Source organism: Psychrobacter sp. MES7-P7E (assembly GCF_002863645.1).
Taxonomy (GTDB): domain Bacteria; phylum Pseudomonadota; class Gammaproteobacteria; order Pseudomonadales; family Moraxellaceae; genus Psychrobacter.
The window spans coordinates 1-22,274 of sequence record NZ_PJBU01000072.1; the positions used below are offsets into that span (position 1 = coordinate 1).

Annotated in this window: 18 protein-coding genes; 5 read left to right on the forward strand and 13 right to left on the reverse strand. The window is 44.1% G+C overall.

Annotation, left to right across the window (positions count from 1 at the left end; genetic code table 11):
* Positions 1 to 72 precede the first annotated feature (72 nt).
* From CXF62_RS02760 to uraD, 6 genes are all read right to left on the reverse strand, one after another.
* Entirely contained in the window at positions 73 to 600 is a 528-nt protein-coding gene (locus CXF62_RS02760; RefSeq protein WP_102092817.1) for an ureidoglycolate lyase, read from the reverse strand.
* Complete coding sequence (alc, locus tag CXF62_RS02765) at positions 600 to 1,730, reverse strand: allantoicase (RefSeq protein WP_416220482.1); 1,131 nt, start codon at positions 1,728 to 1,730, stop codon at positions 600 to 602. Before alc ends, CXF62_RS02760 begins: the two co-directional genes overlap by 1 nt.
* A gap of 120 nt (positions 1,731 to 1,850) precedes the next feature.
* Positions 1,851 to 2,831, reverse strand: a complete 981-nt coding sequence (puuE, locus tag CXF62_RS02770) for an allantoinase PuuE (RefSeq protein ID WP_102092818.1) — start codon at positions 2,829 to 2,831, stop codon at positions 1,851 to 1,853.
* An 81-nt stretch (positions 2,832 to 2,912) separates the two neighbouring features.
* A complete protein-coding gene (locus CXF62_RS02775; protein WP_102092819.1) occupies positions 2,913 to 4,268 on the reverse strand; it encodes a urate hydroxylase PuuD in 1,356 nt (451 codons plus the stop codon).
* A gap of 111 nt (positions 4,269 to 4,379) precedes the next feature.
* Positions 4,380 to 4,748: a hydroxyisourate hydrolase gene (gene uraH, locus CXF62_RS02780; protein WP_057759601.1), complete on the reverse strand. Its 369-nt coding sequence runs from the start codon at positions 4,746 to 4,748 to the stop codon at positions 4,380 to 4,382.
* 65 nt (positions 4,749 to 4,813) lie between these two features.
* Positions 4,814 to 5,347 (reverse strand): 2-oxo-4-hydroxy-4-carboxy-5-ureidoimidazoline decarboxylase, encoded by a 534-nt coding sequence (gene uraD / locus CXF62_RS02785; RefSeq protein WP_102092820.1) that lies wholly within the window; start codon positions 5,345 to 5,347, stop codon positions 4,814 to 4,816.
* Positions 5,348 to 5,870: 523 nt separating this feature from the next.
* Between uraD and CXF62_RS02790 the strand changes: the two genes are divergently transcribed.
* On the forward strand, positions 5,871 to 6,536 hold the full coding sequence (locus CXF62_RS02790) for a TetR family transcriptional regulator C-terminal domain-containing protein (RefSeq protein ID WP_102092158.1): 666 nt from the start codon (positions 5,871 to 5,873) through the stop codon (positions 6,534 to 6,536).
* 158 nt (positions 6,537 to 6,694) lie between these two features.
* Here the strand turns inward: CXF62_RS02790 and CXF62_RS02795 are convergent, their stop codons facing one another.
* The 5 genes from CXF62_RS02795 to tolQ form a co-directional block, all read right to left on the reverse strand.
* Positions 6,695 to 8,101, reverse strand: a complete 1,407-nt coding sequence (locus tag CXF62_RS02795) for a nucleobase:cation symporter-2 family protein (protein ID WP_102092821.1) — start codon at positions 8,099 to 8,101, stop codon at positions 6,695 to 6,697.
* A gap of 481 nt (positions 8,102 to 8,582) precedes the next feature.
* Positions 8,583 to 9,875, reverse strand: coding sequence for a PD40 domain-containing protein (locus CXF62_RS02800; protein ID WP_102092822.1), 1,293 nt, complete (start codon positions 9,873 to 9,875; stop codon positions 8,583 to 8,585).
* Between the two features lie 133 nt (positions 9,876 to 10,008).
* A complete protein-coding gene (locus CXF62_RS02805) occupies positions 10,009 to 11,031 on the reverse strand; it encodes a cell envelope integrity TolA family protein (RefSeq protein WP_228153141.1) in 1,023 nt (340 codons plus the stop codon).
* Between the two features lie 73 nt (positions 11,032 to 11,104).
* The gene (gene tolR, locus CXF62_RS02810; protein WP_101204804.1) at positions 11,105 to 11,563 is read right to left on the reverse strand and encodes a protein TolR; all 459 of its coding nucleotides are present in this window, start codon (positions 11,561 to 11,563) and stop codon (positions 11,105 to 11,107) included.
* On the reverse strand, positions 11,560 to 12,282 hold the full coding sequence (gene tolQ / locus CXF62_RS02815; RefSeq protein WP_102092824.1) for a protein TolQ: 723 nt from the start codon (positions 12,280 to 12,282) through the stop codon (positions 11,560 to 11,562). Before tolQ ends, tolR begins: the two co-directional genes overlap by 4 nt.
* Before the next feature lie 628 nt (positions 12,283 to 12,910).
* On the opposite strand from tolQ, the gene CXF62_RS02820 reads away from it, so the two are divergent.
* From CXF62_RS02820 to CXF62_RS02830, 3 genes are all read left to right on the forward strand, one after another.
* Entirely contained in the window at positions 12,911 to 14,206 is a 1,296-nt protein-coding gene (locus CXF62_RS02820) for an NCS2 family permease (protein ID WP_101204806.1), read from the forward strand.
* A 738-nt stretch (positions 14,207 to 14,944) separates the two neighbouring features.
* On the forward strand, positions 14,945 to 18,208 hold the full coding sequence (gene putA, locus CXF62_RS02825; RefSeq protein WP_102092825.1) for a bifunctional proline dehydrogenase/L-glutamate gamma-semialdehyde dehydrogenase PutA: 3,264 nt from the start codon (positions 14,945 to 14,947) through the stop codon (positions 18,206 to 18,208).
* 11 nt (positions 18,209 to 18,219) lie between these two features.
* Complete coding sequence (locus tag CXF62_RS02830) at positions 18,220 to 18,912, forward strand: 1-pyrroline-5-carboxylate dehydrogenase (protein ID WP_102092826.1); 693 nt, start codon at positions 18,220 to 18,222, stop codon at positions 18,910 to 18,912.
* Positions 18,913 to 19,105: 193 nt separating this feature from the next.
* On the opposite strand, the gene CXF62_RS02835 is transcribed toward CXF62_RS02830, so the two are convergent.
* Positions 19,106 to 20,278 carry a cupin domain-containing protein gene (locus tag CXF62_RS02835; RefSeq protein WP_102092827.1) on the reverse strand — a complete coding sequence of 391 codons (1,173 nt, stop codon included), beginning with the start codon at positions 20,276 to 20,278 and terminating at the stop codon, positions 19,106 to 19,108.
* Positions 20,279 to 20,468: 190 nt separating this feature from the next.
* Here CXF62_RS02835 and CXF62_RS02840 point away from each other — a divergent pair, with 190 nt between their 5' ends.
* Entirely contained in the window at positions 20,469 to 20,654 is a 186-nt protein-coding gene (locus CXF62_RS02840) for an NF038104 family lipoprotein (protein WP_057759633.1), read from the forward strand.
* A gap of 213 nt (positions 20,655 to 20,867) precedes the next feature.
* Here CXF62_RS02840 and purB read toward each other — a convergent pair whose 3' ends face one another.
* Positions 20,868 to 22,259, reverse strand: a complete 1,392-nt coding sequence (purB, locus tag CXF62_RS02845; RefSeq protein ID WP_102092828.1) for an adenylosuccinate lyase — start codon at positions 22,257 to 22,259, stop codon at positions 20,868 to 20,870.
* Between the last annotated feature and the right edge of the window lie 15 nt (positions 22,260 to 22,274).

The window sequence follows — 22,274 nt, forward strand, 5'->3', positions numbered from 1 at the left end:
TTATGTTAAACATAAACGGGGCTTTTATTGGTTTGATTTGTGCTTATGGGATAGCTTGGCGGTGTTCATTTTCTAACTGACGTTTTCTAATTCAATAGACACATGCCAATCCGTGATATCAATCTCATAACAGTTATTACCCTCGCCATTGATACGATCAATAACTAAGAAATCACTGTCACGCCCAAGCGCGAGTAGAGGATGATGCCAGACATTAGCATCGTACTGTACACCTTGGTGAGATTTCGCATAAAACACGGCCAGATCGTCAGCAGACTGCGGCGGCACACCAGCTTTAGCAACGACGACTATATAGTCTTGGCCTTCCATGGATACAAATGCCTGTGTTCCAAGCGGATGATATTCCATGACCGAGAGCGCAATAGGGTTCTCACGTTTCTTGGCTCGAAAGATACTCATGCCAACTGAACCACCATCAAGCTTGCTTTCGGCAAGTGCATGATGACGAACCGCATAGCCATTATTGATCTCATAAGTATTGTCAGCGGTTTGTTCATCAATACTATAGCGCTCAATGACCGAGCCGTAAGGTGCAAAATTTGCCTTGGTCAAAGGCTTGGCTGTCAGAGTGACACTCATTATTTTGCCTCTTTACTATCAACATCAGTACCAGTATCAATATTAGCCTCAGCAATTTTGCCATACACGCGAACACGGCTAATGCCACCATCTGGGAAGATGTTGACCCGAATATGAGTAATGGGTGTATCAAGTTGAAGCTTGTCTTTGCCAAAGTGATGAACGTCGTCAGCACTGGTTTTTTGTGGTTCAAGCAAGGTATCCCAAAACATGCTTTGAGTCACTAAGGTTTGCTCTGGTGTATTTGGTGAGTAGACGGCTTGAATCGAGACTTTATCAGGATAATTGCCTTTAAAATGAGCAGTATCTATCTCGATAGAATCAACGATACCTGCTTGGCCTAGCGCAATGATACTCCAATCGTTACCTGGTTCACGGCGACGACGAGTCTCCCAGCCATCTCCCATATTAGGCGCTTTAGTCGGCAATAGTAAATTACTAGCAGCACCAAAATGCGCGTCGTTACTGGCAATAGCACGACCACCATTTAGCGCACCTGCCAAATCGAGCATTTCGCTCTGTTTGTTCAGACTAGCGTCAAGTTGAATATCACCATAAACCCGTAGTCGGGCAACGCCACCATCTGGATAAATATTCAAACGAATATGGGTTACCGTTTGTCCATGATCAATCTCGATAAGCTCATGATTGTGACCTTGTAGTGGAGTCATACCCACTAGCGCCTGCCATTTTTTACCATCCCAATCTTCTTTGCTTAGACTGGTAAGTTCAGTTTCATCTTGCTGCAGTAGCTCTGGCGCGTACAAGGCATCGACACTGGCGGAAGATGGGAAATTACCTGTAAAGTGACTGGTATCAATATCGAGACCAGTCACTTTGGTTGGGCGCGCAAGCTGGATAACTAAATAATCGTAACCCAAGTGGCGCTTGCGACGAGTTTCCCAGCCGTCCATCCACTTACCGTTGTCATCGAACTTACCCACGACAAAGATAGGCGCATCAGGATTTAGAATACGGCTTTTATCCGCAAAGAAATCATCGGTGGCGAACAGTGATTTTGCCCCCAAGCGACTGTCAGCGACGTTTGATTTTTTGGTAAATGCTGGCAGGGTATCAGGTAGATTATTTGCGGAGATAATTTGTCCAACTTCTGAAGTGTGTTGACTCACAATGATTCCTTTTTTAATAATGGTGTTTATTAATAACGTATGGCTTATTTTATATATTAATCTATGCCAATTCGCACTCGCTCAGCTAAGCAGAACGAGTACTAGGACGATAGCCTAAGCTTACATCCAGTTAGCAGTGTTGTCTGACGTAGCAGGATGGTTTTCGTACCAGTGTTTAGCGATATCATCACGGCGGCATATCCATACGTCGGGCTTATTGGTGATATATTGCAAAAACTGCTTTAGTGCTTTGATGCGTCCTGCACGCCCAATAATGCGGCAATGCAAGCCAATGGTCAGCATTTTAGGGGTATGTGCGCCTTCTTCGTATAAGGTGTCAAAGCTGTCTTTTAGATATTGATAAAATGGTTCGGCATGAGTGAATCCTGGGCTAGAAGAAAAACGCATGTCATTGGTCTCGAGGCTATAAGGTATGACCAAGTGCGGCTTGCGCGTGATCAGATTGCCATCTTGGACCTTTACATTGAGCCAATACGGTAACTCATCACCGTACGAGTCAGAGTCATAGGTATAGCCGCCTTGCTCGGCGACCAGTTCACGAGTATTTGGACTATCGCGTCCTGTATACCAGCCGAGAGGTTGTCCGCCTAGCATACGTTTAAATATCTGGGTGGCGCAGCGAATGTGTTCACGCTCCGTCTCACGGTACATATCCTGATAAGTAATCCAACGTAGACCATGACTGGCAATCTCATGACCGTCTTCTAATACACGCTCGATAATATGAGGGGTCTTTTCAGCAGCGGCGGCACAGGTAAACGTGGTGATAGGAATACCATAATCTTTAAAGACATCTAGCACACGCCATACGCCGACACGGCTACCGTATTCGAATGCAGATTCAATAGACTGGTGACGGTTGTTAAATTCTGGTGTGCCTAAAATATCAGACAAAAAACGCTCTGATTGACCATCGCCATGGATGACGCTATTTTCTGCACCTTCTTCGATGTTTAATACAAACTGTACGGCGATTTTTGCGCCACCTGGCCAGTTCGCTTTTGGTGGGTTGCCAGCATAGCCTTTTAGGTCGCGGGGATACGTACTGATATCAAAGTCACTGGTAATTTTTTTGCTCATTATCTATATTCCTATATCGCTTAGAGCCTTAGATATTTATTAAAATATTGCTCGTAAAGGACAGTTATTTTTTATAAAAAATTAAAGTGATGAGGCATAGGCCACGAGCTGTTGGCGCTCGGCATCCGTCAGCTGAGTAATATTACCAAGCGGCATATAGCCAGTCTGTACCGCAGTGACGATTTTCGCTTTATGAATTTTTAAGTCTTCTGGTGTTTGCAAAATGATTCCTGCTGGCGGCGCGGCAAAGCCTTGCTGTGTCGGTTGTACCGCATGACAGGTGCTACAGCGCGTATGCACGACATCCATCATGGCGTCATCTGCTGACGCGCTCACTGGTACGGCTTCAGCAGTAGCTGCATCAGTGATAACACTGTTATTAGCACTACTATTAGAACTGGTATGAGCATTAGCAACGGTATCAGTGCCTGAGTCAGTAGTCGTGCTTGTAGCTGTGGGGATGCTATCAGTTGTCGTAGGTGCTACTGAGGCAGTAGCAGGCATTGCAGGCGCTGGATCAATCGGCTCAGGTCGCATCCAGATAATTAATAATACAGTTAATACAGCTGGAATGACCAAATAGCGTGGTTTTTTATGACCTAAGTGCTTTTGGTTAAAGTAATGACGGGCAGTCGCGGTAATGATACCGACGAAGACCAATACCAACCAACCTTTCTCATGAGCATACATCATTGGGTAATGGTTGCTGATCATGGTAAAGATAAGCGGTAGGGTAAAATAGTTATTCATCAGTGAGCGATTTTTGGCTTGTAATGCCAATTCAGCCACTTCTTTACCAGGCTTTTCGCCGCGCCGCACACAGTCAACGAGTGCGCGCTGAGCTGGCATAATACCGAAGAATACGTTACCTACCATCACCGTGCCCAAGATAGCACCAATATGTATAAATGAGGCGCGATCACTAAAAAGCTGATAAGAGCCCCAGCTCGCGATGACCAGTAAGATAAAAATTAGCGTACTAAAGATAAACGCGTTTTTACCCAAATGACTGCGCACGATTACTTCATAAATGAAGTAACTACCAAATAAGAAAAGCAAGCTGGTAGCAATGGCACCGATACTAGTAAAAGGTACTTTGCTTGGGTCGATTAGGTAGGCAGTTGCATTGGCATAATAGACGATAGACATCATCGCCGCACCCGTCAGCCAAGTGGTATAAGCTTCCCGTTTAAACCAATGTAGCGTCTTTGGCATCTTTTCTGGTTCGAGTTTGTATTTGGCAATTTCATAAAACCCGCCGCCATGGACAGCCCAAAGATCACCTGAAATGCCTTTGTCTGTTTTCCACTGTGGCGGTTTGCGTAGGCTTAGATCTAGCCACACAAAATAAAACGATGCACCAATCCATGCGACCCCAGCGATAACATGAAACCAGCGGAAAAATAAACTCAACCATTCGAGAAGATAGGCGCCCATGTAATAAATGTCCTTTAATATGACAGTGTCTTAATAAAATGTCTTGGTAATTTCTTTTGATAGTATTTCTTGCAAGCTAAAAACAAAGCAGAGAGCTAAACAGCACCAAAGCTACGATCCGCGATAAGTGCTATAACCGTGCGCACTAAGCAGAAGCGGCACGTGATAATGACTGGCATCGTTTACTACAAAGTCGATAACCACTTGCGGGTAAAATGCTGTTAGCTGCTGAGCATCAAAATAAGACTGAGTATCGAACGTTACGGTATAGCGGCCAATATTTAGCTGACGCTCTGTGCTATCGATGGCTGTATCAAACTGCCAAGCGTCTGGTGTGACACGGCCATCACTATTGGTTGTACCATGCGCTAGTAATGTGGCGACACCATTGTCTTGTACGCGGTGTAAGGTAACGGCGACATCAGCCGCAGGTTTGCCAAGATGAGTGTCTAAGATATGTGATGATAGGGTGGCAGACATAATGCTTCCTTTAAATTTGTGAGAAATATAAATCGGGTTAAAATACTAGCCTAACTCTGCGACTACTATTTGGTTGTCGAAGCATTACCTAGCAATTTATTTAAACGTAGACGCGTAATTTTATTTTGCTCAGCGGCTGCATTGAGCAGTTCAGTGGCACGATCATTAGGCAGGCGCGCTAATAACAGATCCAGCATTTGCTGCGCGCTTTTACCCGTCGCAAAGACAATAAAAATAAAACCAAATTTATCGAGATAGTCTCGATTGCCTTTGGCAAGTGCTTTGAGCACCTCATCTGCTGCATCGTTAGCGCCTGATTGTTCGTGTGCAGCGCTACTTTGTGTGTTGCGGTATTTTTCTTTTAGAGATGCCACGTTACCGATTTGCGGATGCCCATCAAACGCTTCTAATAGGCTAGCCTCATCGTTTTGTACTTTGTCCCAGATAGCGTCGCTACTTGCTAACAGTACATCAAAGTCTGCAAAAGGGCGGGCGACTGCAAGTTTATAGGCCCAGCTTTTACTGGTGCAGCAAGTCAATAGCTGAGCGATGGCGACTTCTTGTGATAGGTCGTTGAATTGCGCTAAGGTTAAGCTCACGATGACATCCTTTTCTAATAGGGTAGCCCGTTATCTGTATTGGGCGATAAATGTTTGATAGAGGTTTATACCTTATGATTATTTGCATAAACTTATAGGTACAAGCAGTAATTTTGATAAGTAGCGGTTGCTTCAGCTTCATAGATGATTTGATTAAGCTAGCAGCTATTAATTGGCTTGAAAACAAAAGCCAGTAATCTATGTGTTCGTAGTCAGACCTTTAGCGCTTATATACGCTTTGCATAATTTCAAGTTATAGTGAACTGACAATATGAAACAGATTTGCTAAGGAAACACTGATATTTTAGCCGTCCAAAACGTATGGCAAGAAGTGATTAATGACGGCGTAATTGATTTACAGTTCCCATTTTGCTAAAACCTGACTAATTGGTCAACTGTTTTATGCGAAATATTTTTATTTAACAGGTTATGCTGATCAAATCTATGTATTTATACAAGAATACACAGCAAAATATAGCGACTATTTTGTCGAACCTGTCTCTTAAAGTGAGATACCACTGCTATGACTCAAAATAATCAAAAGGAAGAAACCTCAGTGACTGATACGCCCTCGCACCGTAGCCAACAAGCCATTCGCGCACAGAACCAAGCGCTTATCTTAGCGGCAGCTGAAGAAGAGTTTGTGCTCCAAAGCTATCGCGGCGCTACGATGCAGGGTATTGCCGATAGAGCAGGCTTGCCTAAAGCCAATGTTCACTACTACTTTAAAAACAAAAAGAATCTCTACATGGCAGTGCTGCGTTCGATCATTCAAGAATGGAACGAAGGTTTGGTAACCATTACAGTAGATAGCGACCCAAAAACAGTCATCGAAAAATTCGTCCGTACCAAGCTACATCAAGCCTTTGTCAATCCAAGTCGCCATAAATTGTTTGCGATTGAAGTTATCGGCGGTGCACCGCATTTGCATGAATTTATGTCCACTACGATGAAGGAGTGGGTACACGATAAAGCACAGGTAATGAAAGAGTGGCACAAGCAAGGCAAAATTGGGATTACTGATCCTCTACAACTACTGATTTTGATTTGGGCGACTACCCAACGTTATGCTGAATTCGAGATTGAAATCGTTGGATTAATGGATAAGACGGCGTATGACGCAGCAGATGAAGCACGTGCGGCAGACTTTCTGGTGCCTTTTATTTTAAAAGGCTGTGGCCTTGAATGATGACAAGATGGCTATTTGAAAAGGTGCCTATTTGACAGGGTGCCTATTTAATAAGTCAGGTGCTTAATCAGCGAAGTGCACAGATTGTTTCTATTTTTCTGTGCACCTCGTTTACGGCGAAACACTTCGATATGTTCAGCCCTAGCTTGTGTTTAGCATTAAGCGACTTCTTGCGTTGGTTCTAATTTGTCTTTTGCATGCTGTGCTTTGGTATCAAACTCGATGCCATAGTTTTGAGGTAAAATCATATCAAGGGTGATGGCCACAATCCCTGCCATCGTTACCGCTGAGCCAAAGATATTCTGAAAGAACTGGGGCGTTTGTGACAGTACATCAGGGACAAAGGCGATACCCGTTGCCAGACCCAGTGAGGTGGCAATGATTAAGACATTACGATGCGTGAATTGCACGGTAGATAAGATACGAATACCAGCAGTCGCTACCGTCGCAAACATCAGTAGCGTGACGCCGCCAACAACAGGCTTCGGTAATTGGGTAAAAATAGCACCAAGGACGGGGAATAGCCCCATCAGGCATAGAATACCGCCCACATAGAAACCCACATACCGACTGGCAATACCCGTCATCTGGATCACACCGTTGTTTTGGCTAAAGGTTGTCACAGGGAAGGTATTGAATATCGCCGCAATCAGAGAGTTAACACCATCTCCTAGTACACCGCCTTTGATGCGTTTCTCATAGAGAGGGCCTTTGATCGGTTCACCTGATATCATTGAGGTAGCGGTCAAATCACCCGAGGTCTCAATACTGGTAATGATGTACATAAAGGCAATGGGAATAAATGCCTGCCAATCAAAACCAAAACCATATTTGAAGGGAATGGGAACGGTGAAAAAATCCGCTTCAGACACCAATGAAAAATCAATGCGCCCCATAAATACGGCAGCGAGCAAGCCTAACATCAGACCGATAAAGATAGCACTTGAGCGAATAACCTTATTGTTAATAATGCTAATGAGCACCACACTGACGAGTACGCCACCACCTAAGAGTAGGTTTGGAATACTACCGAAATCCTCAGCACCAAACCCACCTGCCAAATCAGTGAGACCTACCTTTGTTAGGGACAAACCAATCGTGACAATCACACAGCCAGTAACAATAGGGCTCATAAATGATTTGAGTTTGGTGATAAATTGACTCAAAAATATCTCAACAAATGCACCGAGAAATGAAACACCAAAAATAACGGATAAAATCTCTTCTGGACCACCGCCGCGGTTTTTTACCACAAATCCTGCCGTCAGTACCGCTGCCAAAAATCCAAAGCTGGTGCCTTGCAGTGCCATAAGGCCAGAGCCGATGGGACCGATTTTTCGAGTTTGAATAAAAGTCGCTACCCCAGATACGATCAACGACATGCTAAGAAGATAAGGAATATGTTCCCCTAGACCTAAAGTGCCACCGATGATTAATGAAGGGGTAATAATACCAACGAAAGCAGCAAGTACGTGCTGTATGGCACCTAAGAATGCTTTGATAGGGTTGGGGCGGTCGTGCAGTCTATACAGTAAATCGGTATTCGCTGGAACGTTTTCACTCATGGTGGTTTCCTCCTAAAATAACTGCTTAGCACCCGCTTAACTGTAGATATCAGACAATGTGGTAGATCACGAGATCAAAGTCTTAACCCAATCCTTGACTTGTTTTTTATCGATGTAAACAATAGTGTACGCATCCGTCTGTAAGATAATTAATAGAAATAACTAATATATGTTGGCTAATATTTGAACAACCTGACCAATTAGTCAGGTCTATTTAGGGTATAGGTAAAATACAAATCATTGCAATGTTTTTTTTGATACTAGTGCGTTTACAGGTTTGTTACGAAGGAGGGAGGGTTAGGTAACATTGGAAAGCAGATCAAAGAAGAGGGGTGCTGACCATTGAGAACGAATAAGTACTAAGACCTATCGGCCTCTCTATTACTGTTTTTTTAATCAAAAAAAGCCCCAACCATAACGACTATGATTGGGGCATTTCAATTTTGCTTGCTTAATATTTATTCCACTATAACCAAAATTGCTACTTTGGGCTTGATGACCATACGGGTGAGCGGATAACGCCTTGCCCTGATTTACCAAACGCTTCGCCACCATTGAGAGATTTGATGGTCAGCACCCCTTTGCCGCCTTGGGTCGAGGCGTAGACCACGCGTTTACCGTTTGGTGAGAAGCTTGGTGCTTCGTCGATACCTGTATTGCCAAGATTGGTAGTGATAGCACCATTGCTATTCATAATAGCCGCTGAGCGTCCACTCAAAAAGGCAATTTGTGTACCGTCACTGCTAAACTGTGGACTGGTCGCATAACCTCCATTTGAAACTTTAATGGTTTGTCCCGTGGCAAACTCGTAGCGATAGACTTGCGGCTTGTTAAAGCCAGTTTTATCACTGACAAAAACGAAAGATTTGCCGTCTGGTGCATAGCTTGGTTGTACTTCACTGCTTGGTAAATTGGTAAGCCTTCTAGGTGTACCGCCGCTGGCACTCATCTCATAGATATCAGCGCTACCTTCAAAACTACTAGAGAATAATATCTTGCTACCATCAGGAGAGAACGAGGGGCTTAGGTTACTACCTGAAAAAGGCGTCAGAGCAGTTGCACCGCCGCCACTGACGTTTTGCACGTAGATAACAGGATATGATTTCTCACGTTGTACCGAGTAGGCGATACGGTTGCCATCAGGTGACCATGCTGGTGAGAAGATAGAGCCTGCTACCTCAGTGATGGTTTTGGCGTTTTCACCATCAGCATCCATCACTTTTAGACGAGAGACTTTTTGTTTGCCAGTGCCTGTTTCTTCTATATAAGCAATACGCCCTGAGAAATCCCCTGGAATGCCAGTAATCAGCTCATAGACTTTATCTGCGATGACGTGACCGGCGTAGCGCATGCTTTCTCTGTTATTGTCAGCGGTTAGGCTTTGCTTGCCTTCTATCACGCGACCAGATTTGACATCGATGACCTCATAATCGGTGACGATTTTGCCGCGATTGGTACGAGTGCTGCCGACGACCAAATAAGGTATGCCCATACTTTGCCATACTGGCAGTGTGCCTGCCAGCTCGCTACTGCTGCGTGGCTGCTGCGGTAGGTTTTGGCTGGTGACTTTTAGTTCTGTATTATTCAAATCATTTAAAATAATAGGGGACAAAACAGAATCGCCTGCGAATAGTACAAACGCGACTTGGTTTTGTTGGACAGGAATCTCATAGTCCAATTCTAATACGACAGGGGCTGCGAGCACGTTTTGCGAGATAAGCAATGCTGAACTACCCGCAAGTAAAGAGGCTAGTAGTTTTTTATGAGTATACATGGGTCAATGGCGCTCCTAAAATTAATATGATAGTCATTTTTATAGTCGATGAGGCAAGTATTTAGATGAAAAAACGATGCGATAAAAGCCGCTTAACATCACGTTATCAATAATACAAGACGCTAGCAACTGATTAATTGCTGCCTTTAAATTGTATGGTAAAAGTCGGGTATTTAGGGTCATCAGCATCAATTGGGAGACTGCCAGTATTGAGTACCGCTTGTCTTGCCGCTTCATTGACCGTGCTATCAGGTCCAGAGGCGGTCACATTGATTACATCGCCATTTGCATTGACAGTGATGGTCAGGGTGGCACGTTGGGTAGAGCCTCGCGCGGCGGTAGGCGGCGTATAGTTGCGCTTAATTAAGTTGATGATTTCGCTGTTGCTGGCACCGCGACTGCCACTGGATGCAGAGCGACTACTGCCCTTGGACGTACTAGAGGTTGACGTATCACCAGACATAGTAGACTGCCCATCTGATAGGCTAAAGGTTTTCCCTGCATTGCCAGAGCCGGCAGTATCAATCTCAATATTGCGATCGCTAGCAGTGGGACGTTTTATCTTTGGTGGATTGTTCTGCTTTTGACGAAACTCTCCCAGTCTTTTTTGTTCTTCTATGAGCTGGTCGCGTTTGCTTTGATCGACTTGGTCAAGCTCTTCCATAGCGGATTCGTCTAGTTGTGCTGCCCACTCAGCCATTTTGCGCTCATACTCTTGATTTTGCTCAAGCAGACGTTGTTGATGGTCTTCGCTCATCAGTATGGGTTGACCAGCTGGCTCCTCAGATCGTGTAAATACAGGCACGCGCTGAGAGCTTGACTGACTTGAATTTTGCGCACTGACGCTACTACCAGATATTTCTGGCTGGGCACTACTAGACGAGTCGCTAGTGCTACTATCCATCTGCATTGCGCTAGCTGCTGCACGGTTGGCCAGTATTTGTCCTTGCATTTCAGCAAGTTGCTCAGGGGATACCATGACCGTCTCAATACTACCAGCAATCTCAACTTCAGTGGTTTGATAGTTATAAACCAGTATGCCAATGACAAGGCCATGCGCCAGTAAGCTTAGCAACGTAGGCAATGTTAGGCCGTTGCTTTCTGGTTCGGTAGGTACATAGACGGCAGGAGCATTATGCATGGTAAGGATACTCATGAACGTGATTTGTCAGATTGATTACTAGGATTAGCTATTATGATATGAAACGTTTACTAAAGGATATTTATCACTATAAAGAAGGCGTGGGTAGAGGCGCACCGGTCAGTAATCCAACTTTTTCGATACCTGCTTGCTGCAAAGTTGCCATGAGCGTCATGATGGCACCATACTGATTGTTTTGATCGGCATTGATCATCACCTGTACTGGCTCAGCATTACTATTATCGCTCTGAGACTGTAGGTTAGATAATGTATTAATCAGCTCAGGCTCACTTACAGGCACGTCAACATTGCTTTCATAACTGATAAAAATATCACCCTTGTCAGTCAACGAGACAATCACAGGTAATTGGCTTTGACTCATGGTATTGGTTTGTTCTTTTGGCAAATCAACATCGACGCCTGTAATCAGCATCGGCGCTGTCACCATAAAGATCACCAGTAGCACCAGCATGACGTCAATGTAAGGTACGACGTTCATTTCTGCATTAAGAGCTTTTTTTTCACGGCCGTAGGGGTTTGGTTTCATAGCCCTGTCACCTGACCTGCATTAACTTGGGTTTCTTTGCTAATAGGTGCTTGTACGCTGGTCTCACGCTGCAGCATGCCCGTCATCTCATCACAAAATAAGGCACGCGAGTCATATAGTTGGCTCGATTTTGCTGTGAAGTGGTTGTATGCCAATACCGCAGGGATAGCGGCAAACAAACCCATGGCTGTGGCAATCAGTGCTTCGGCGATACCGGGAGCGACAGAGGCGAGGGTAGCTTGCTCAGTTTGAGACAGTCCCAAAAAGGCATTCATAATGCCCCACACTGTACCGAACAATCCGATGTACGGAGCAACGGAGCCAATGCTGGCTAGCGTCGTCAGTCCCGACTCTAGCAATTGCTGCTGGCGACCTAGGCCGACGCGTAGCTTGCGTTCAACACCATCGATAATGTCGTCTTTAGGTTGACGCTTTTTATGCATTCTTAGGTATTCTGAAAAGCCCACATAAAAAATCTGCTCAAGTCCCTGACGATCAGGAGAGCCTTGAATGCCTTGATATAGTTTGGCCAAGTCTTCGCCTGACCAAAACCAAGTCTCAAATTGTTGATCAAAGTTTTTGGCTGTACCAAGTCGAGCACTCATGCGAAAGATAATAACCCAGCTGAGCAAAGAAGCTAATAACAATAGTGCCATCACAATCTGCACCAATAGACTGGCTTGGGTAATAAGATCGACAATATTTAATGATTCAGGCATGTAATGGACTCACGAATAATTGATAACAGCTGGCTGGAATAGTGGTATCCGAACCAGACAACCCCTAAACAAACACTATTTACTTTTTATTATTTAACACGCAGCACGTTTCTTTACTAAAAATTTGTAACTGTGCTTAGAAAAATGCTGCAACAGTAAGTATCGCGATTTAGGTATCGGTATAATAACCCCCTAGTTTACTTCTAAATGAGAGAAAGGTCATTATTAATGTGTTAAACGACTATTTAGGTGGGCTGCTATTGATTCATTCAATAGCTAGTTGAATAACATGGATAATGACCGAGCAAATACTTATTACCTAAAACTCATGACTCAAACCGAATGTTAAATTAACAGCGAATAGAAAGTAGTTTTTCGAATAGCGTAGGGCAGCATGACTATATATAGCTTTTCATGTGGCTTTTCTGACCGATAGTCTTGAAGTCTTTCAAAATCCTATTTTGTACGAGATAGACATCATCAACGATTGAGTTTGTAAGATAACTGGTCTAATATGTTACGCTTTGTTACTACATTATTCTTATTGTGGCATCGTTATTTTTTCGCTGAGGTCATGTTTAATTTTAGGTAATGATGACTTTTTATTATCCAGTCGGGGGCGACACTTATGAATGCAATTGAACGCTATTTTGGGATTAATGGTGAAAATACCACGATCAAAACAGAAATCATCGCTGGTATAACCACGTTCTTGACGATGGCTTATATTATCTTTGTCAACCCTAACGTCTTAGCCGATGCAGGTATGGATAAAGGGGCCGTATTTGTAGCGACCTGTATAGCAGCAGCAGTAGGTTGTTTCATCATGGGTATCTACGCCCGACTACCAGTTGCGCTCGCACCAGGTATGGGTCTTAATGCCTTCTTTACCTATGGTGTGGTGCTTGGTATGGGCTACGCATGGCAGACAGCGCTAGGTGCGGTGTTCTTGTCTGGTTGTATCTTTGTACTATTGAGTCTATTTAAGATTCGTGAAGCAATTATTAATGCTATTCCAACATCCCTCAAGAACGGCGTAGTTGCTGGTATTGGTGCGTTCTTGGCGTTTATTGCATTGCAAAGCGCAGGCATCATCGTCAATCATGATGCAACTTTAGTTGGTCTTGGTGACATGACATCATTCGGTCCTGTCATGGCTTCACTAGGTTTTGTTGTTATCATTGGCCTGTCTTACAAGAGAGTCCCAGGTGCGGTAACCATTGGTATTTTATTGGTTGCACTGATTAGCTTATTAATGGGCTATACACAGTTCACAGGTATCATCTCTTCACCGCCTTCTATTGCACCGACGCTTATGCAGTTAGATATTGCTGGTGCATTTGATGTGGGCATGATCAGTGTTATATTTGCTTTCTTATTTGTCGATTTGTTTGATACTGCTGGTACTTTGATTGCTACCACTAGCCAAGCAAAGCTAACGGACAAAGATGGCAATATCCCGAATATGGGCAAGGCACTACTCGCTGATTCAACCGCGACAGTAGCGGGTTCTTTACTGGGCACTTCATCGACAACCAGTTATATTGAGAGTATCTCTGGTATCGCCTCAGGTGGCCGTACAGGCTTAATGGCTGTTACGGTAGGTGTGCTATTCCTGTTCAGTATCTTCTTCTCGCCATTAGCAGGTATGATTCCAGCTTATGCAACGGCTGGCGCTATCTTTTATGTAGCCGTACTTATGATGGGTACCCTAAAGGACATTAATTGGAGCGACTTAACAGAAGCAGCACCAGTGGTCGTGGTATTGCTATTCACACCGCTTACATACTCTATCGCTGACGGTATCGCACTTGGTTTTATTACCTTTACGGCTGTAAAAGCAATTGCAGGCAAGTTTGCAGATATCAGTATCGCTGTCTGGATTTTGACTGCTATATTATTGTTCAAGATTATTTTCTTATAATGCAAAGTGTAGTAAGACATTAATAGTGTCTTAAACAAGAAACCCTCCTTATCAGCTGATGATAAGGAGGGTTTTTTTTGTCAGCATTATAAGACTATCGTCTTAATTTAATCCCGATATTCTTATGGTTAATGTTTAGTATTTCTGATACCAGTATTAAGTAGGGTGATGCCAAACTATGGGCAATAGTAAACAAAAAAACGTAACCAAAGCGTCATGGCCAATAAAATGCTTGTAAGTTATTGTTATTTAGATATATATTAATTTATGAAAATAATAAATTTCGTTAGTTTGAAAAAAACTTTCGTGATATTATAGCCGAGTTAAGCGCATCACCTCAATCAACGCCGTAGAGGTTTTTCTTACAGTGAATTAGCATCATCAAAGATGACAGATTTGTAATTATTAGAGCGATTTTTCGGTTCAATAAGGCGATATTTGGTCATCACACTCCTTTCACTACTAACAAGAAGAAGGCACTAATGCCGCTTAGCTTTTCGTTGTTGCCTTTGTATTGTTAACGTAGCCCGTTTAACAGTCGAACGACCTACTTAACCGTCTCCAGCCTATGCTGGATTTTTAGTTTTGTGATGGCGCCGTTTGGTCTTTTGATTATTGCTGTGAATATCCGTCAGTAACCACTATTTTTTGATAGCGGTTATGAGCAGTTATACAGGACGATCAGACTTCCTAAAGCACCATTTATTATGGTTTTTAAACGATAGTTATGGAGTTGTTATGAACCCAGTAGACCAGTTTACCCCGCAAGAGCCGATCTTGTTTAATCCTGTTGATATGCTGTCGCCTGAGTATCTCGCCCAGTCAGCAGAAGAGCTAAATAAGCGTATCTCACCGCTATATAGCGCCGATGAAGAACGTTGGTTGTCTGAGTTATTGCCACTTGCCAAACCCAGTATAGAAGAACGCGATGCTGCTGCTGAGCAAACGCGCAAACTGGTCGAGCACGTGCGTAATGATGGTAAAGCCGTCAAGATGGTTGACTCATTATTGCTCGAGTATAGCCTTGATACCCAAGAAGGTATCTTGCTAATGAGCTTAGCAGAAGCCTTGATTCGTGTACCAGACAACTATACGGCTGATGCGTTGATTCATGACAAAATGAGTGTGGCTGACTGGAAAAAGCACATCAAAAATGACAATGGCTTTATGGTCAATGCCTCTACTTGGGGCATGATGATGACTGGTCGCGTTGTCAGTATTGACAGCAGTACCACTGCATCAGGTTTCTTGGATCGCATGACTAAGAAGATGGGTGAGCCTGTCATTCGTAGTGCCATGCAAAAAGCCATGCGTATCATGGGTCACCAGTTTGTATTGGGCGAAACCATTGAAGACGCCAATAAAAACAGCCAGCCATACCGTAATAAAGGTTATACCTATTCATTCGATATGCTAGGTGAAGCGGCTATCACGCATAGAGATGCTGAAAAATACTTCAATGACTACTTGCATGCGATCAAAGCGACGGCCAACGTCAAAGTCAAAGAAGGTATGCCAAAGCCATCAGTATCTATTAAATTGTCTGCGCTGCATCCTCGCTATGAAGCGACACAAGAAGCTCAAGTTATGGGTCTATTGCGTCAACGCTGCTTGCTTCTTATTGAAGCGGCACGCGAAGTCAATGTTGATCTTAGTATTGATGCCGAAGAAGCCGATCGTCTTGAGATTTCTTTAAAACTGTTTGAGTCTCTATACCGTGATAACTCAACAGCTGGCTGGGATGGCCTAGGTATCGTTGTACAAGGTTATTCTAAACGTGCTATCGCTGTATTGGCTTGGCTTGCTCGTTTGTCTTCTGAAGTAGGCGATCGCATTCCGGTACGTCTCGTAAAAGGGGCTTATTGGGATACTGAGATCAAACTTGCTCAGCAAAAAGGTCTATCAGGCTATCCAGTTTGGACACGCAAAGAAGGTACAGATACTGCATATCTTGCTAGTGCGCGTTTCTTATTATCAGACCATCTGCGCGGTCTTATCTGGCCACAGTTTGCGACGCACAATGCGCATACACTGTCTTCAATCATGACCATGAGTCAGCACAAAGAGTTTGAATTCCAGCGTTTGCACGGTATGGGTGATGCACTTTATGACCATATCTTGCAAGCTTATGAGATACCTGTACGTATCTATGCACCAGTTGGCGCGCACAAAGACTTGCTACCATATTTGGTACGTCGTTTGTTAGAGAACGGTGCCAACAGCTCGTTTGTTCATCAGTTATTAGACAAGTCGTATCCGATTGAAAAACTAACTGTGCATCCATATGACAAGCTACTTGCCAACCCAACATTGCACAACCCAGATATCCCGCTACCACTAGAGATTTATGGTTCGCGACGTGCAAGTTTTGGCCCTAATATATTTGTAGAGTCACAGTGGTTGCCGTTTAAAGCAGCTATTGATAGCCATCTCAATAAAAAATGGTCAGCGACACCTATCATCAACGGCCAAGCAATTAGTGAATATGAATTAGATGGCGTCACCCATCAGCTTGATGCTCAGCCTGTACTTGCGCCTTGGAATCATGACGTAAGCGCTGGTGAAGTCAAATATGCCAATGCAGAACTGGCTCGTCAAGCGATTGATGTCGCTGTCGCTGGTCAAAGTACGTGGCAGAACGTGACAGTAGCCAAACGTGCTGAGATATTACGTAAGATTGCTGAGCTATACGAAGAGAACTACGCTGAACTAATGGCACTATGCCAAGTTGAAGCGGGCAAGACCATGCAGGATGGTATCGATGAAATCAAAGAAGCCGTTGATTTCTGTCGTTTCTATGCTGACGAAGCAGAGCGTCTAGATGACGTCGTGCATGAGTTTACAGACTTGGCTGGCAAGCAGTCTCGTCAAGTGTATAAAGCACGCGGTACTTTCGTTTGTATCAGTCCATGGAACTTCCCATTGGCTATCTATACGGGACAGATTGTAGCTGCACTTGCTGCAGGTAACACCGTAGTAGCAAAACCTGCTGAACAAACCAGTTTGGTAGCTCACTTTGGTGCACAGTTGATGTATCAAGCGGGTATACCAGCAGAAGCATTGCAATTGGTCATTGGTGCAGGCGACGTAGGTGGTGCTTTGACGGCGGCTGACAATATCGCAGGGGTGATATTTACAGGCTCTACTCAAACAGCCCAACGTATCAACCAAAGCCTAAACGACCATGCACAAGCTAGCGGTGAGTTGCCTGTCTTTATCGCTGAGACTGGCGGTCAAAATGCGATGATCGTTGACTCAACGGCACTGCCAGAGCAAGTCGTTAGAGATGCGGTACTATCAGCATTTGGTTCAGCAGGTCAGCGTTGTTCAGCTTGTCGCATATTGTGTGTACAAGAAGAGATGGCCGATGATTTAATTGAGCTATTGCAAGGTAATATGGCTGAGCTGTCTGTAGGTAATCCTCTATATGCTGCGACAGATGTAGGTCCAGTAATTGATGCGGATGCTAAGCATGGTTTAGAGGCGCACATCGAACGTATGAGTGCTGAGCCGACTGCTACTATTTTGGCACAGACGCCCATGAGCTCAAGCTCAGTCGTCAGTCAAGAGAAGTCTACCTTTGTATTGCCGACCGCAATTGAAGTGAAGAGCATTGATGTGATCGGTGGTGAACACTTTGGCCCAATTCTACACGTACTTCGTTATCAAGCGCGTGATTTGAATAAGCTGATTGATGCCATCAACAACACAGGCTTTGGTTTGACGTTAGGTATCCATAGTCGTATCGAAAATACTGTTGAGCACATTGAGCGCCGCGCATTTGTCGGCAACACTTACATCAACCGTAACCAAATCGGCGCGGTCGTAAACGTACAGCCATTTGGTGGTTGTGGTCTATCAGGTACTGGTCCTAAAGCTGGTGGCCCGCACTATGTCGCGCGTCTCATGCAACTTAGCTCAGAAGCAGTCAACGCTGAACAGTCAGCTGCTCATATGACAGCGACCGAAACCCAAACTACCACTCAAACAGAACTCGCATAAGGAGTAGCAAAATGGCGACTGAATTCAAAAAAAATCATGCCCAGGTTTGTGAATCTTGGCGATTACTCGGCGCAGTGAATCGCGCAACGTATCTACAAGCAGCCGTTCCAAAACTGGCATTGCTCACTGGTGATGCCAATAAAGCAAAGCGTTTATTCAACCATTTGTTGAGCGCTGCGCCTAGCTTGGATGAGATGCATCGTATGACAGGGGCAACAGGCGAGTCCAATGACTTGTATGTGACTGGTCGTGGTAAGACGATGGTCATCGGTAGCGAAACTGCTAGAGCCATGGCAGTATTAGGTCAGCTCATCGCGGCACTCCTAACAGGTAATGAAGTTATATTGCATTGCCCAAGCCAAGATGAGATGTGTAATGAAGCTGCTAAGATACTGCACGACACAGGTATCAGCGAAGATGTATTGAGTGTGGCTAACGATTCGCAAACAGTCACGCTTTTATATATCGATCGTCTAGCACAAGTGGCTGTCTCTGGTAGCCGCAGCGAAGTGCAAGCCGTCAGTCAAGAGCTTGCTAATACAGACGGTATTTTGACGCAGGTTATTAGTGTTACTGATATGGAAGGCTTGTCAGAAATGCTAACGCCTGACTACCTACATCGTTTTGTCACTGAGCGAGTCAAGACTATCAATACCACAGCAATCGGTGGTAACGCGAGCTTGCTTGAGCTTGGTACAGAGTAGAATCACTGCATTAATTACGAATCCGCTTCGCTTTTATATCAACTTTTATAAAGGCTAAGCGGTGTTTGGTAGCGCTATAACTACCAAACTAGTGATTGCATAAGATGTATAAGAAAAAACCGCTATCTGAGTAATTATCAGATAGCGGTTTTTTTTTGTTTATGCTGTTTAACTGAAGCCTGATGACAGGATGTTATTCAGCAATATCAACCCATACCCAGCCGTTCTCTAGCCATTCGCTCAAATCATCTGCATCAACATCGGTGACGTCGCTATGTTGTAATGCTTCACCATTGGCCAAGCGTACTAGTACTGCTATCGCCGATTCATCAAGCCCATCGATACGTTGACCATTAGCATACAGTACAGTGCCATCATCGGTCTGGCTATAGAGTAGGCGGTTGCTATAGTCCGCCTGCAATGTGGCCCCTTCTGATAGGGCCTGTATTAGCTCATCGGTATCTAACGTCTCTTCTGGCATCAGCGCATCATATTGGCGTTTACTAACTACTTCAGAAACTGCTTGGCGAATCATATCATCACCGCGATCAGATTGTAGCATCTCTAGTAATTGCGCCTTGATAGCGGCAATACTATCTGCTTGCAATTCACCTGACGCTTGTAGCGCTTGCGGTAGTAGCATCGGGATAAATAGCTTGCTGTCGTTAGTCGCAATATCGGCCACACTATCGATGATTTGCATCAGGTTTGGACGGCGGCAACCAAACGAGAAAGTCAAACAGTCATTTTGTGCTACACCGAAATGTGATAATTTCGGCGGTACATAAAGCACATCACCCGCTTCTAGTATCTCATCAAAAATAAGCTCGCCCATGTCGTCAAATAAACGAAGCGGCTCATCAGCAACAAATTCTGTCTGGTCATCACAGAATTTGCCTAACTGCCAACGTCTAGAGCCATAGCCTTGTGCCAAAAACACATCGTAGTCGTCATAATGCTTACCGACCGAACCACCTGCTGGCGCATAAGAGACCATGATGTCATCGCGCTGCCATTGCGGAATAAAGTCAAATGCTTGCCACAACTGACCAAGCTCTGGCGACCATTGCTCAAGGTTCTGTACCAATACGGTCCATTGCTCTGGTAGGTTTTCAAAATCAGTCTCATTCAGTGGGCTTTTTTTAAGTTGCCACTGTGCCTGACCTTCTTTTTTACTGGCTGCTTGAGTCAGCAGTCTTGCGCTAGCATCTTCTTCAAGTGCAAGACCAATCATGTCATCTGGCTCAAACATATCAACTAGCTGCGGCAACCCTTGCTTAATAAGCAGTGGCTTCTTTTGCCAGTATTCAGTCAGGAATTGCTTAGGCGTGATAGAGTCGGGTAAACAAAGAGGAATAGAAGTCATTGATAAATCCATATTTTGGCGGTGTACAAGATTAATAATAAGGGATGCTTTATAGGAGGGTTTTAATAGTTTAAGATTGTCATCTACTTGGTGTCTATTATTTTGGTGACGTTTATATAGTACATGTAAGCAATAACGATTATCAAAATAATAGCTGTCATCAGAGCATCCACTCAATCGTAGGAACGTTATGAAAAAGCTGCATTTTGTTGTCATCATCGCTAGCGTGTTTTTGCTACAAGCCTGTGTCCATAAAATCGTCACAGTACCCGCAAAAATCGCTTATAAAACTACCAAAGGCGTGGTCAAAGGAACCGTTGCTGTGGGTAAAGCCATCATACCAGGCGACAGTGATGACGATGATGATAAAAAATAAAACCTTACTTATCGACTATGAGTTTTGAATCAAAAGCAATCGAATCAAAACCAATCATAGCGTTCAAAGTAAGGTTATTATTTATTCAGATAATAGCTATTAAGATAATAAGTGAATAAGATAAAATTACTATCAAGATAGGAGCGAGTAAATAATACTAGGCGCTCCTACCTTTCTAGACTGATTCCATTATCAGTATGCTCTTATTAGCTATTAAAGCTTGGCAATCCATTCTTTAATAGCGCGTGCTTGCTCAGCGGCATTACCGATATAAGTAGCAGGCGTCAATGCACGTAGGCGTTCTTTATCCGCATCACTAACTGCCGATAGCTCATCGCTTTCGACAAACGTTAGCATGGCTTCACGAGTCATGGCATTACCACGAGTCAAGGCTTTTAGTTTCTCGTACGGGTTTTCAACACGATAGCGACGCATGACTGTTTGAATTGGTTCTGCCAACACTTCTTGCGCTTGATTCAAGTCATCATTTAAACGCTGTGCATTTAGCTCAAGTTTACCCACGCCTTTTAGACAAGCATCAAACGCAATCATGCTCTGTGCTAGACCAACACCGATATTACGCAATACGGTTGAGTCCGATAGGTCACGCTGCATACGTGAGATAGGCAGCTTCTCACCCAAATGGGCTAGCATCGCATTGGCAACGCCTAAGTTACCTTCAGAGTTTTCAAAGTCAATTGGATTAACTTTATGCGGCATGGTAGAAGAGCCAACTTCACCGTCTTTTAGGCGCTGTTTAAAATAGCCTAAGCTAATATATTGCCAAATATCACGGTTGAAATCGATCAGGATTGTATTGAAGCGCTTAACAGCATCAAACAATTCAGCGATATAGTCGTGTGGCTCGATTTGAGTGGTGTAAGGGTTAAACGTTAGCTCTAGACGCTGATTTATAAACGCTTCAGCGTGAGTCTGCCAGTCAACATCAGGGTATGCTGAAAAATGGGCATTGTAGTTACCAACGGCGCCGTTAATCTTACCTAACAACTCTACTTGACCGATTTGCTTGATTTGACGAGCTAGGCGATAGGCCACGTTTGCCATCTCTTTACCAAGCGTTGTTGGACTGGCTGTCTGACCATGCGTACGTGATAGCATTGGTTGGTCAGCATGAGCAATAGATAAGTCAACGATACTATCAGTCACTTGCTGCATTTTGGCAACGACGAGCTCACGGCTGTCTTTTAGCATCAATGCATACGATAGGTTATTGATGTCTTCACTGGTACAGGCAAAGTGAATGAATTCAAGTGAATCGATTAAGGCATCCTGACCACGGAACTTGTCTTTGATAAAGTACTCAACCGCTTTTACATCATGATTGGTCGTCGCTTCGATGTCTTTGATAGCTTGAGCATCTGCTTCGCTAAAATCATCAACGATTGCATTCAAAAAAGCGTTGGTCTGGTCATCAAATGCTGCTAATTCACCAATTGCGCTGTTGTCAGCTAAAGACTGCAACCAGCGAATCTCTACCGTAACGCGAGCTTTGATTAGACCAAATTCAGATAAATAAGGACGTAAGCTGTCAGCCTTTGATGCGTAACGGCCATCAATTGGAGAGAGAGCGGTAAGTGGGGTCATGGTTATGCCTCAGTA